The following is a 12,262-nucleotide window of genomic DNA, read 5'->3' as shown; positions in this document are numbered from 1 at the left end:
GGCTGTCTGTTCACATTCTGGCCGCGCTTTGATGGTCTTGTATTATCGTAGATTGGGCTGAACTCGGGTATCCTCAGCCACCAGGATTCGAACAGGGGGCGCATTCGTCCCGCCTATTACACCCCATAAGGAGTCTTTATGCTCAAACTCTACGGTTTTCCCATCAGCAATTACTACAACATGGTCAAAATGGCACTGCTGGAAAAGGGCATCGAGTTCGAGGAGGTAAACACGCGCCCCAGTCAGGATGAAAGCTACCTGTCCAAGAGCCCCATGGGCAAGGTTCCGGCCCTGGAGACGGAGCAGGGTTTCCTGACCGAAACCGACGTGATCTTTGATTACCTCGAAGAGTTGGGCGCGGGCCCGGCCTTGTTGCCCAAGGATCCCTTCGAGCGCGCCAAGGTACGCGAACTCACCAAGGAAGTGGAGCTGTATATCGAACTGCCCGCCCGCACCTGTTACAAGGAGGCCTTTTTCGGCGGCACGGTTACCGAGGAGGTGAAGGAAAAAGCCCGCGCGGACCTGACCAAGGGCGTGGCCTGCCTGAAGCGCAACGCGAAGTTTGCCCCCTACCTGGCCGGCGACAGTTTCACGTATGCGGACATCATGTTCATGTACAGCGTCGGTCTGGCCGCGATTTGCAGCAAGCGGGTACTGGGCATGAGTCTGCTTGGCGACTTCCCGGAAGCCAAGGCATTGTCGGCGAAGATCGCCGAACGTGAATCCGCCCAGCGCATTGCCGCCGACCAGGAGAAAGCGGCATAGGGCGTTGTGTGATCCGACCCCACCGAACAGGGTGTAGTTGAACTATGGACAGACATTTCAATTTTCGTTGGCTGATCGCCTGCGTCCTGCTAAGCCTGGCTGCTCCCGGATTGGCCGTGCCGGCAGGCTGGTCGCCGCTGCTGGAGCCAGCGGCCCTGGCCGAAATCCTGGACCGCTCGCCTGAGGTGCGCGTGGTCCGGGTAACCGGCGACTACGAGGCAGGGCACATTCCCTCAGCCGTAGGCGTGTCCTATTCGCGCTTCAGAGGGCCCGGCAACAATCCGGGAGCCTTGCCGGACATGGCCGCGCTTACGGCGCTGGTGCAGGAGTTGGGCATCAGCGCCGAAACGCCGGTGGTGGTGGTCCACGGGGGCGCCAGCGCTGCGGATATGGGAGCAGCGGCGCGCGTGTACTGGACGCTAAAGTCCCTTGGGGTGAAGGACCTTGCCATCCTCAATGGCGGGTTTGAGGCCTGGAGGCGGGCGCAACTGCCTGTTACCACAGCGGTGGTCGAACCGGCGCCCAGCGACTTCGTTCCCACCTGGCAGGGCGACTGGCAGGTGGGCACAGAGGATCTGGAAGGCCTTGTAGACGGGGGGACTGCGCGGCTGATCGATGCGCGCCCGGCAAGTTTCTTCGAGGGGACCCGGGCATCATCAGCGCGCCCCGGAACCATTCGCGGAGCGGCCAACCTGAGTTTCACATCCTGGTTCGGGGGCAACTCCCTGATGCCGGCAGCGGAGCTCAATCGGGTTCTGGAGGCCGGGGCGCAGGGGGATGCTTCACTGACCGTTTCCTTCTGCAATACGGGCCATCTTGCGGCAATCAACTGGTTTGTGATGAGCGAACTGGCCGGTGTTGAGAATACCCGTCTTTACCCGGAAAGCATGACCGAATGGACCATGGCCGACCGCCCCATGGACAACGAGCCGAACCGGCTGCGTCACTATTGGGATATGACTACCCGCTGGTTTACGGAATTGACGGGGAGCTGATGTGAAAACAGACCAAAACATGATCACCCGGGCCGGCGTGCTGCTGCTCGCCCTGGCCCTTGTCTTCGGCACATTTGCGGCAGCCGGCCCGCGTTCTGCATTTTTGCTAAGCGTGGGGCTTGGCCTGGGTCTGGTCATGGAGGGCTTGCGCTTTGGCTTTGCGGGGCCCTGGCGATTGCTGGTTACGGAGCGGGACGGCCGTGGACTGCTGGCGCAGCTTATCGCCATCGGCCTCTGCGCGGCAGTGGCCATTCCGCTGCTCGCCCGGTTTTCCGGCGAGTTGAGCGGCGCCCACGCCCCGGTGGGGCTTGCCATGGTCGCCGGCGCCTTCGTGTTCGGGGTGGCGATGCAATTGGTCATGGGTTGCGGGTCCGGCGTTCTGCTGTCGGCGGGCAGTGGCAACCTGGTCGGCCTGCTGGCTCTGGTGGGCTTTGTGGCTGGCAGCTTTCTGGGCTCACTGCATCTGAACTGGTGGACCTCGCTCGGCTCGCTGCCTGTGTACACCTTGCAGGGTATTTTTGGCGGGGCGGGCCTGTGGCTCACCCTTGCCGGTTTGCTGGGCGTGGCCGCCGTGGTCCTGCGCTTTTCCTCTCCCGGCAAGCGCAGGCCCCCGGCACGATTGTGGCTGGCGGCGGGCCTGGTTGCCGGTCTCGCGCTCCTCAACCTGGTTATTGCCGGGCAGGCCTGGGGCGTGGTGTACGGGCTGGGTTTGTGGGGGGCGAAGCTGGCCCAGGCGGGCGGCATCGATGTGGCCGCGAACGGTTTCTGGGCTGCTCCTTCCAACGGGGCCCGTTTACAGCAAAGCTTGCTGACCGACGTCACCTCCCTCACCAATATCGGTTTGATCGTGGGGGCCTTTGCCGTGATGCGCTGGCGACGCGCGCCGGATCCCCAGGTCGCGCGGCTCAGCAACGGGAGCTGGATTGTGGTGGCGATCGCCGGTGTGGTGCTGGGTTACAGCGCGCGCATCGCGTTCGGCTGTAACGTGGGGGCGTATTTCAGTGGCATTGCCACCGGAAGCCTGCACGGCTGGTTCTGGTTTGCGGCGGCTTTTGCCGGCTCCTGCCTGGGCGTGAAAATGCGCCCCTACGTCCTTAAACCGGCTCCCGCAGCGCCGGTGGCAACGGGCGGGGAGGCGCTGACATGAACATCCTTCGCAACCTGCCCGGTCGTCCCGCCATCGGCCTGCTGACGCTTTTACTCCTCGTTCTGCTGCTCGTGGTGGACGCGTCCCTGTCCACGCCGATCAACCCCTACGCGGCTCCGGCACCGGTGGCGTTGGGTTCGGGTCAGGCGCCGGAGGGCGCTCATTGTACCGACATGTAGTTGTGAATCCCGGAACGGCCGGGGTGGTGTTGCAGTCTGCATGAGACGCGCGGGTGGTTCAGAAGAGGGCGCCCCAACGATTCCAGGAAATCCCAATCAACAAAAAGGAGAGCGCAATGACCCCCTTTGAGTGGTACGTGGAAGTTCTGAAGAAGTACACCGTGTTTACAGGCCGTTCCCACCGGGCGGAATTCTGGTGGTTCGTCCTGTTCAACATCATCATTTCCGTGGTTCTGAGCTGGATCTGGGAGTTCCTTGGCAGCCTGTACGGCCTGGCGGTGCTCCTGCCGGCCATCGGGGTGGGCATCCGGCGCCTGCACGATACGGGCAGAACCGGCTGGTGGCTTTTGCTGGGTTTTATCCCGGTCATTGGCCCCATTGTGCTGATCATCTTCTTCGCAATGGACAGCGAGCCCGGTGAAAACCAGTACGGCCCCAACCCCAAGCTGCTCGCACCTGCGGCCTAGCCGCTGGCCTGCGGGGGAGCCTCGGCTTTTCCGAGCGACGAGCGCGGTGTAAAATCCGCGCCCTTGCGCCACAACCGGGCGGGTGAGGGCGGGGTCCGCACACCTGTCGGCCAGTTTCGCGCCTAAACTATCCAGTCATTACGAGGGCCATATGGGTCGAGCCTACCAGAACCGCAAACTGTCCATGGCCAAAACGGCGGACGCCAAAACCAAGCTCTACAGTAAGTATGGCCGCGAGCTTTATGTTTGCGCCAAGAACGGCGGCGCCGACCCCGATGGCAATACCAGCCTGCGGGGCATGATCGAGCGGGCCCGCAAGGACCAGGTGCCCAGCCACGTCATCGAGAAGGCGCTGGAGAAGGCAAAGGGCGTGGGCGGCGAGGACTTCGCACCGGCTCGATACGAAGGTTTTGGCCCCGGTGGCGCCATGGTGATCGTGGAGTGCCTGACCGATAACCCGAACCGCACCTTCGGTGATGTGCGCACCTGTTTCAACAAGGGCAAGGGCAAGCTGGGGACGCCCGGCACCGTGGCCCACATGTTCGACCACAGTCTGATCCTGGCTTTCAAACACGACGATGAGGATGCAGTCCTCGAAGCACTGATGACCGGGGACGTGGACGTGTCGGATCTCGAGAACGAGAACGGTCAGATTACCGTGTTTGCGCCACCCACCGAATACGCCAAGGCCAAGCAGGCGCTCGCGGACGCTTTCGGGGATATCGACTACGAAGCGGATGCCATTCAGTTTCTGCCGCAGACCACAACGCCCCTAAGCGGCGACGATGCAGCACTGTTCGAGAAGATGCTCGCCATGCTGGATGACCTGGATGATGTGCAGAACGTCTATCACAACGCTGAGCTCGACTGACCGCCTGTTGTAATTCGCCGAGTGGCGGGCTCGCCGGTGTAGTGAGCTCGCCCGTCGGCCGTCCAGGGTCGCCACCTGAGGCCACTGGCCCTGCAGAAACCCTCGATCTGATCTATATTTGCCACCACGCTAATAAAAACAGGGGCTTTCCAGCTTCGGCGGCACCGCCGCGATCCCCGGTTCCCAAGGTATCCTGAAGTATGCAACTCCAAGGGCTCGACCTCCTGACGCTGCTGATTTACCTCGGCGGCATTCTCGCCATCGGCTTTTATTTTTCCCGCCGCAATAATTCAACAGAGGAGTACTTCCTCGGCGGCCGCCAGTTCGCCGGCTGGGTGGTGGGCCTGAGCCTGGTGGGCACGTCCATCAGCAGCGTGACCTTCCTGGCCTACCCGGCGGATGGGTTCAAGGCGGCCTGGCTGCGTTACTTGCCCAACTTGATGCTGCCGCTGGCGGCCATTCTGGCGGTGTGGATATTTATTCCCATCTTTCGCCGCCACTCGCTCACGACTGCCTACGAGTACCTGGAGCTGCGTTTCGGTCCCGGGGTGCGGGTGTATGGCGCCGCCGCCTTTGTGCTGGCGCAGTTGGTGCGGATCAGCACCATCCTTTATTTGCTGGCCCTGCTGATTCATGAAGTGACCGGGCTCGATGCCACCTGGAGCGTGTTCGTGGCCGGCGGCTTTGTGGCCCTGTACACCATTGTCGGCGGTATCGATGCGGTGATCTGGACGGATGTGTTGCAGACCATTGTGTTGATTCTGGGGGGCGGCATTGCACTGGCCGTGATCGTCGAGGCGCTGCCCGGCGGACTGGGGCAGGTTGTGGATGTGGCGCGGGAGCAGGGCAAACTGTCCTTTGCCGACTGGCAGAACGGGGAGACGATTCCGCTTAGTTGGGATATGTCCCTGCTGAACAAGACCGGAACCATGATGCTGGTGCTGGGCCTGGTCAACTGGCTTACGGAATATTCCAGCAACCAGAACGTGGTGCAGCGTTATATCGCCGCGCGCAGTGATGGCGAGGCGCGCAAGGCGGTGTGGGTGTGTGTGCTGGCCAGTCTGCCCATCTGGGCGTTCTACATGTTCCTTGGAACGGCGTTGTATGTGTTCTACCTGCAATTCCCCGCGCCGGAGGTGACGGAGATGCTGGACGGCACTCGCAAGGCGGAGCAGATTCTGCCCTGGTTCATTCTGCGGGAGTTGCCGGTGGGTCTCACGGGGATTGTGATCGCCGCGGCGCTGGCGGCGGCCATGTCGTCCCTGGACAGCAGCATCAACGCCATCTCCACAGTTTCCATCAACGACATCTACCGCCGTTTCCTGCGGCCGGGCGCCAGTGACCGTCATTACCTGCACGTCGCCTATGCCGTGGCCACCGGCAGCAGTCTGTTCATGATCGGCGGTGCCCTGTACATTCTTAACGCGGAGACGCAAACGCTTCAGGACTACGCCACCATTCTGGTCTCCCTGTTCGGCGGGGGTTTGCTGGGGCTTTATGGGATGGCCTTCGCGAGCGGGCGGTTCCGGAACCTTTCTCTGAGGGGCGTGGCGCCCTGGATCGGCATCGGCGCGACGGTCGCCTTTACCGGCTGGACCATTGCCGTGAGCCAAGGCTGGATCGACGCCGAGGTGCCTTTCGATCTGTATTACACAGGGATTATCGCCAACGTGGTGATGGTGGTGGGCATTGTGATCGCGGGGTTCCTGCTTGCGCTGCGGAATCGGCGCAAAGAGCCCCTGGTTGAGGGTGCGTAGGTTGGCCGAGCTCGTTGGGTTACGCTTCGCTAACCCAACCTACGGGTTCGCGATTGGGTCTTGTGTAGGTTGGGTTAGGCCGCAGGCCGTAACCCAACACTGCGGATTGTAGCGCCAATGCCCAATTGTTGGGTTACGCTTCGCTAACCCAACCTACGGATTCGCAGGTTGGTCTTGTGTAGGTTGGGTTAGGCCGCAGGCCGTAACCCAACACCGCGGACTGTAGCGTCGATGCCCAATTGTTGGGTTACGCTTCGCTAACCCAACCTACGGGTTCGCGGTTTGGTCTTGTGTAGGTTGGGTTAGGCCGCAGGCCGTAACCCAACACTGCGGATTGTAGCGTCGATGCCCAATTGTTGGGTTACGCTTCGCTAACCCAACCTACGGTTTCGCAGGTTGATCTTGTGTAGGTTGGGTTAGGCCGCAGGCCGTAACCCAACTTGGTTGGAAGTGCGTTATCCTGTATACGCTGCTACGAACATAATAAAAAATGAGGCCCCGATATGACCACTACGAGCATTCCCGCCCGCGGGCAGTCCGCCCCTGTCCAAGTCTGGCTTCTTGTGGCCTTTTTCCTATCAGCCGTTGCTTACATCGCGCTGAGTAGCACCGGACTGCGCGGTCCGTGGATGGCCGCGTTGAAGATTGTGCCCATTGCCCTGGTCGGCGTCATAGCCCTGGGTCGCTTGAGCGGACCGACCCGCAACCTCACGCTGGCGGCGCTTGCCCTGTCCGCGTTGGGCGATGTGTTTCTGGCGCTCGACTTTCCGAATCAGTTTGTGTTCGGTCTCGGTGCCTTCCTGCTGGCCCAACTGACTTACGCGGGAAATTTCCTGCGCAACGCCAGCTTCCGAAACAAGCGCGCGGTGCTCCGTGGTCTACCCATCCTGTTCGCGGCGCTTCTCCTGGCTCTTGAGCTGCTGCCTGCCGCGGGGGAGTTGGCCCCGGCCGTTCTGGTTTATCTGCTGGCCATCGTGCTCATGGCGCTCAGCGCCGCGGCCCATCGGGGGGACTCGGCGTTGCTGTTCGCCGGTGCCGTCACCTTCATGATCTCCGACTCGCTCATTGCTGTGAACAAGTTTGTTTCGCCACTGCCGCTGGCGGGTGTTGCAGTGATGGCGACGTACTACGGCGCGCAGTTGATGTTGGTTCTGGGTCTTGCGCGGGCGCGGTGATCATCCACGTTCAATCATTTGATTAGGTGCCGACTCTGCGTTGTTGGGTTACGCTTCGCTAACCCAACCTACGGGATCGGTGGTTGGTCTCGTGTAGGTTGGATTAGGCCGAAGGCCGTTACAAGACATGGGTGAGCTTTGTTTGGTTACGCTTCGCTAACCCAACCTACGGATCGGGGTGGCCTTGTGTAGGTTGGGTTAGGCCGAAGGCCGTTACCTGACATGGGTGGGCTTTGTTGGGTTACGCTTCGCTAACCCAACCTACGGGACCGGTGGTTGGTCTCGTGTAGGTTGGGTTAGGCCGAAGGCCGTAACCCAACATGGGTGAGCATTGCACGAATCATGGTAAGTCGCGCTTAGTGTAGGTTGGGTTAGGCCGAAGGCCGTAACCCAACATGGGTGAGCGTTGCACAGAGCACGGTAAGTCGCGGTCAGTCGATCGACTCCAGGGTTCGTCGCAGTTTCCTGCTGTGCTGCCAGGCGAGCAGGAGGAGGGGAATCACGATCATCAGCGCGCCGGCCACGAACCACAGGTCGGGCACTTCCCCGAACCAGATCCAGCCGATTCCCACGGCCCAGAGCAAACCCGTGTATTCGGCACTGGTGATCTGGTTCGCTTCCACGTGCCGGTAGGCCATCAGCACAGTCAGGCTGTAACCCAGAATGAGCGCTGCGGAGCCAAAGGCATAGGTCCACAGGGACCACTCCCAGGCTGCGCCCTCCAACAACGCCAGGATTCCGATTGCGGGAAGCCCGAGCGAGGTGGTGACAAACAGCACGTGGATGGGCGATTGCCCGGAGGGAAGCTTGCGCACCAGCACCGCATTGAACGCCAGTGCCACGGCAGCGCCCAGTGCGCTCAGGCCGGTCCAGCTGAACTCGAGCGGGCGCAGAATCACCAGAATGCCCGCAAAGCCGCTCACCACCGCAAGTACGCTGAGTGCCGTGAGCCGTTCGCGAAAAAGGATGACCGAGAACAATACCACCAGTAGGGGCGCGGCATAGAACAGGGCGTTCGCCGTCGCGAGTGGCAATGTCTGCAGGGCGGTGACCATGCAAATGATGCCCACCAGGGTGATGTGCGCGCGCAGCAGGTGCAACTTGCCGCCGCGTTGCAGGTGCGAAAAATCCACCTGGCGCCAGAGGGGCAGCAGCAGAATGACGCTGAGCAGAGTGCGCAGGAATATAAACTGAAAGAGCGGCAGCTCCGGGTCCATCAGTTTTACGACCACATCGGAGCCGATCGCCAGCGCGTTGCCGACGACCAGAAGCAGCAGTGCGCTGCGCACTGTACGTCCCGTCACAAAAACCTCGTGAGTCTTGAGAGCGTTCGAATAACAGGTGTGCGAACCGGCGGAGATCGTCCGCGCGTCAAGTCGCGCCCGGGTGGGGCTTTCCCGTTATTCACTCCCTCGTAGGAAACGGCGCAGTATAGCGGAAGTGGGCGGGCGGCGTCGCGGGTGGCTTTGGCATGCAACGGTTTAGAGCGGGTTTTGAGCGGTCAGTCTTGGGAGGCAACCGGAGGCCGGTCACACATCGATGATGTGACGTCCGGCTCTGGCTTGCCGGGTTGTACCGCGGACCACCTGATAATCCGTCTCGTGGACCGTCGTCACGTACATCCACTGGCTAATGGCTGTGTCTTGCGTAACGTCCAGCTCGATCCACCCGCGCCCGTAGGAAAAACAGTAGCGCAGGTCCGGATTGGACGCGAGGGTGACTTCCTCCAGTTGCTCCACAGGAACCGGCAGAAAGAACTCGAACCCCGGTGAACTGACGCTGGGCGTGGCGAATTCCACCGCGACCGCTGCGCCGTTTTCATCCCGCAGGTCGAGCGCCCAGCTGCTGTGAGTGTCGCCCGTCAGTACCACCACATTGTTGGCGCTTTGTCTGAAGGCCTTGTAGACCCGCTCCCGGGCGGCGGGGTAGCCGTTCCAGGCGTCCAGGTTGTAGGTGAAGCCGCGCCGCGCGCGCTCGCGCAGCCGGCCGTAGCTGCCGCTGATGACTTGCTCGCGGAAGCGCTCGTCAAATTGCTCGTCCTTGAACATGGGCGGTAAAAGTTTACCCATGATGACCTGCTGGCCGATGATCTGCCAGGGCCGTTCGGCGGCCGCGGAGCGCGCGAGTTCCGCCGCCAGCCACTGCTCCTGTTCGACGCCAAGCATGCTCCGTTGCGGGTCTGCAAGCGCGGTTTTCAGTTCGTCGTCTGCCATGCTGCCGGACAGTTGCCTGTCGCGGCCGACCAGGCGCGTGTCCAGCATGATCAACGAGGCTAGTCGCCCGAAATCAAAGCTGCGGTAGATCTTTCCGTCCTGGATCGAGCCGTACTCGCGGATGGGCAGCCATTCGTAAAACGCGCGGATTGCGGCCCGGCGTCGCGCTTCGAAGGGGCCTTCACCCTCGTTGTGATTCGGTGCCCCCTGCCGCCAGGTGTTGTTACTGATCTCGTGGTCGTCCCACACGCAAATGAAGGGGTGGGCGCGATGAACCAGCTGCAGATCCGGATCACTCCGGTACAGAGCGTAGCGGGAGCGGTAGTCCTCCAGCGTGACGATTTCATGCTCCGGTTCCACCCCCCGGCCTTGCTCCAGCATGTGCCGGTTGGCGTACTGGCCCTGGGCATATTCGTAGATGTAATCGCCCAGATGCAGCACGGCGTTGATGTCGGGCCGCCGGGCCAGTTCCCGGTAAACATGGAAATAGCCCTGGGGATAATTGGAACAGGACACGACCCCCAGGCGGATGCGCTCGACGTTCTCCGCCGGTAGCGTGCGGGTGCGGCCCACGGGGCTGTAGATTCCCTGGCATTGGAAGCGGTAGTAGTAGGTGCGTCCCGGCGACAGACCCGTGGCGTCCACTTTGAGTGTGTAGTCCCAGCTCTGGCTGGTGGCGCTGGCTCCCCTCACGACGGTCTTGCGGAACTGCGGATCTTCCGCCACCTCCCAGTGCACTTCGATAAATTCCCCGCGACCGCTCCCGGGCACAACGCGCGTCCAGAGAATCACCCGGTCGGCGAGGGGATCGCCACTGGCGACACCATGGCTGAAATGGGCCGGTGCGCCTGTCGCGGAATGGCCGCGCAGGGCCAGTGCGCCAAGAACAGACCCGGTAGCGACAATGAAGTGGCGACGTTTGATTCCCGGTCGCATGCGATTCAGGTGGCCTTGCGTATGGGCCACTGGCATTGGGTGGAAGCCCGAACCTCCGAAGGTGTACAACCGTAACGTCGGCGGAAGCAGCGATTGAAATAGGAAAGGTCGCCAAAACCGGCATCAAGGGCGATTTGTGTCACCGACGGTGGCGGGGTGCCCGTCCTGCCGAGAGCACGGTACGTGGCAGCCAGGCGTTGCTCCAGCACATAGCGGGAAAAACTGGTTCCCTCCCGTTCGAACAACTGCTGCACATAGCGGGTGGTGACGCCCACCTGTGCGGCTACAGCGGTGAGGGTCAGGTCCCGCTCCGGCAGCTTCGAATGGATTATGGACTTGATACTACGCATGCGCGCGGCGCGAAGCCCGGAATCCAGGTGCTCGTGGGTGGTGCCACTCCGGCTCGCTTCGGCAAGGACCGCGGCCATCAGTTCGCGTATGTGCCGCAACGCGAGTTGCTGCAAGTCGGGAGCGCTGAACTTGTCCGGGCCGTCCATGATTCCCCGCAGATAACAGAGCAGGAGCCGGAATACGCTGCTGTTCTCGACGACGGTCATGCCCGCCGGCTCGCCGGACAGCAGGGGCTTGAGTGTTTCGTACTCGACGCCGACACAGGCAAAGCGGGAGTCGGGGACCTGAACTTTCGCCAATTCGGTGGTGTGCAGGAACAGAACGTCGCCCGGCCGTGCGCAAACTTCCCGGCCACGCCAGCGGATGCTGGTCGGGCCGTCGAAGTAGGACACCATGGCCACTTTGTCCTGAGCGCGGCTGGCCAGCCCTTTGTCGCGCTCCAGGAGAGCGCCACTCATGCGGCTCTCCTGAAAGTGCATGCCCTCAAAAGACAGCAGATTGAAATCGAAGGTCATTGCCGCCGGATCGGTGGGCTGAACATCCAGGTAGCAGACGGGACGCCAGATCTCCTCGCGAATCACCGGCTCCCGGTCCATCTGCGCAAGTGCGCTCGTCGAAAGGCGCGATATCAACTCTTCCCCTTGCATTTGCATTGCCTCGAGTTCGTATCAGTCCTGGTCCTGGTTCGCTATTGCCCTGGTCGTTTGACCGGCGCCCGTGGAAAATACCGCCAGTTCATCATACTAAACCAGAATGGATATGCAATTTTTGTGGAGTAACCTCCGGGAGGACGCATGACCTTGGATAGGATTTATCTAGTGTTCGGGCTGGCCTATGCGGTCGTTGGTATGGGGCTGGGGATCGTGATGGCCGCTACCCACGATCACGGCCAGTTGGTGACTCACGCGCATTTGCTGCTGGTCGGTTCTGTGTTATCCATCCTCTATGGGGTGATCTACCGCTTGTGGGTTTCCGGAGTTGGTCTATTGCCGCGACTGCAATTCGCAGGACACCAATTGGGTGCCGTGGGGATGATTGGCGGGCTTTATCTGCTGTACGGTAACCATGCGCCACCCGAGTCGGTGGAGCCGTTGCTCGCGGGGTCCTCGGTTCTGGTGCTTCTCTCATTGCTGCTGGTCATCGCAATGGTGCTGAAGGCGGCAGGGCTCCCGGGACCGCTGGAGCAAACACCGCAAACAAAAGCCGGTCGCGCGTCGTACTGAAACGGGCCGAAGCTCGCCGGCGCGAAGCGCGCTTATAACCGGTGCCCGATTGAATCACTGAATGTTTGATGGCGCTCTCAGTCCATTGGCTCACTTCGGGCCGTTTGCAGTGCCAGTTATTTCAAAAGGGGCACCGGGTTTTACAAAGGCTTTGCTACCATCTCCCCGCGACACATGGATGTG

At 61.5% G+C, this 12,262-nt stretch carries 12 protein-coding genes; 9 read left to right on the top strand and 3 right to left on the bottom strand.

Features of this window, described 5'->3' with window-relative positions; translation table 11 throughout:
• Positions 1–138: 138 nt before the first annotated feature.
• The 8 genes from ACURWW_RS06100 to ACURWW_RS06065 all read left to right on the top strand — a co-directional run bounded on the left by ACURWW_RS06100 (position 139) and on the right by ACURWW_RS06065 (position 7,356).
• A complete protein-coding gene (locus ACURWW_RS06100) occupies positions 139–765 on the top strand; it encodes a glutathione S-transferase family protein (RefSeq protein WP_445615928.1) in 627 nt (208 codons plus the stop codon).
• Between the two features lie 44 nt (positions 766–809).
• Entirely contained in the window at positions 810–1,760 is a 951-nt protein-coding gene (locus ACURWW_RS06095) for a sulfurtransferase (protein ID WP_445615929.1), read from the top strand.
• Position 1,761: 1 nt separating this feature from the next.
• Positions 1,762–2,907, top strand: a complete 1,146-nt coding sequence (locus tag ACURWW_RS06090; protein ID WP_445615930.1) for a YeeE/YedE family protein — start codon at positions 1,762–1,764, stop codon at positions 2,905–2,907.
• The gene (locus tag ACURWW_RS06085; protein WP_445615931.1) at positions 2,904–3,086 is read left to right on the top strand and encodes a hypothetical protein; all 183 of its coding nucleotides are present in this window, start codon (positions 2,904–2,906) and stop codon (positions 3,084–3,086) included. The genes ACURWW_RS06090 and ACURWW_RS06085 overlap by 4 nt, the downstream gene beginning before the upstream one ends.
• Positions 3,087–3,202: 116 nt before the next feature.
• Positions 3,203–3,553 carry a DUF805 domain-containing protein gene (locus ACURWW_RS06080; RefSeq protein ID WP_445615932.1) on the top strand — a complete coding sequence of 117 codons (351 nt, stop codon included), beginning with the start codon at positions 3,203–3,205 and terminating at the stop codon, positions 3,551–3,553.
• A 151-nt stretch (positions 3,554–3,704) separates the two neighbouring features.
• Entirely contained in the window at positions 3,705–4,424 is a 720-nt protein-coding gene (locus tag ACURWW_RS06075) for a YebC/PmpR family DNA-binding transcriptional regulator (RefSeq protein WP_445615933.1), read from the top strand.
• 200 nt (positions 4,425–4,624) lie between these two features.
• Positions 4,625–6,181, top strand: coding sequence for a sodium:solute symporter family transporter (locus tag ACURWW_RS06070; protein ID WP_445615934.1), 1,557 nt, complete (start codon positions 4,625–4,627; stop codon positions 6,179–6,181).
• A 503-nt stretch (positions 6,182–6,684) separates the two neighbouring features.
• On the top strand, positions 6,685–7,356 hold the full coding sequence (locus ACURWW_RS06065) for a lysoplasmalogenase (protein ID WP_445615935.1): 672 nt from the start codon (positions 6,685–6,687) through the stop codon (positions 7,354–7,356).
• 431 nt (positions 7,357–7,787) lie between these two features.
• Here the strand turns inward: ACURWW_RS06065 and ACURWW_RS06060 are convergent, their stop codons facing one another.
• From ACURWW_RS06060 to ACURWW_RS06050, 3 genes are all read right to left on the bottom strand, one after another.
• Positions 7,788–8,660, bottom strand: a complete 873-nt coding sequence (locus ACURWW_RS06060; protein ID WP_445615936.1) for a DMT family transporter — start codon at positions 8,658–8,660, stop codon at positions 7,788–7,790.
• Between the two features lie 225 nt (positions 8,661–8,885).
• Positions 8,886–10,535 (bottom strand): alkaline phosphatase D family protein, encoded by a 1,650-nt coding sequence (locus ACURWW_RS06055; protein WP_458618447.1) that lies wholly within the window; start codon positions 10,533–10,535, stop codon positions 8,886–8,888.
• Complete coding sequence (locus tag ACURWW_RS06050) at positions 10,511–11,509, bottom strand: AraC family transcriptional regulator (protein ID WP_458618446.1); 999 nt, start codon at positions 11,507–11,509, stop codon at positions 10,511–10,513. Before ACURWW_RS06050 ends, ACURWW_RS06055 begins: the two co-directional genes overlap by 25 nt.
• A gap of 141 nt (positions 11,510–11,650) precedes the next feature.
• On the opposite strand from ACURWW_RS06050, the gene ACURWW_RS06045 reads away from it, so the two are divergent.
• Positions 11,651–12,079 (top strand): TonB-dependent receptor, encoded by a 429-nt coding sequence (locus tag ACURWW_RS06045; protein ID WP_445615939.1) that lies wholly within the window; start codon positions 11,651–11,653, stop codon positions 12,077–12,079.
• Positions 12,080–12,262 lie beyond the last annotated feature (183 nt).

Source organism: Gilvimarinus sp. F26214L (assembly GCF_054401055.1).
This window is presented reverse-complemented; position numbering and strand designations above follow the sequence as displayed.

Coding starts and splice junctions, on each gene's coding strand:
- ACURWW_RS06070 (WP_445615934.1), top strand. CDS start 4,625: ATGCAACTCCAAGGGCTCGACCTCCTGACGCTGCTGATTTACCTCGGC.
- ACURWW_RS06065 (WP_445615935.1), top strand. CDS start 6,685: ATGACCACTACGAGCATTCCCGCCCGCGGGCAGTCCGCCCCTGTCCAA.
- ACURWW_RS06095 (WP_445615929.1), top strand. CDS start 810: ATGGACAGACATTTCAATTTTCGTTGGCTGATCGCCTGCGTCCTGCTA.
- ACURWW_RS06080 (WP_445615932.1), top strand. CDS start 3,203: ATGACCCCCTTTGAGTGGTACGTGGAAGTTCTGAAGAAGTACACCGTG.
- ACURWW_RS06085 (WP_445615931.1), top strand. CDS start 2,904: ATGAACATCCTTCGCAACCTGCCCGGTCGTCCCGCCATCGGCCTGCTG.
- ACURWW_RS06075 (WP_445615933.1), top strand. CDS start 3,705: ATGGGTCGAGCCTACCAGAACCGCAAACTGTCCATGGCCAAAACGGCG.
- ACURWW_RS06100 (WP_445615928.1), top strand. CDS start 139: ATGCTCAAACTCTACGGTTTTCCCATCAGCAATTACTACAACATGGTC.
- ACURWW_RS06045 (WP_445615939.1), top strand. CDS start 11,651: ATGACCTTGGATAGGATTTATCTAGTGTTCGGGCTGGCCTATGCGGTC.
- ACURWW_RS06050 (WP_458618446.1), bottom strand. CDS start 11,509: ATGCAAATGCAAGGGGAAGAGTTGATATCGCGCCTTTCGACGAGCGCA.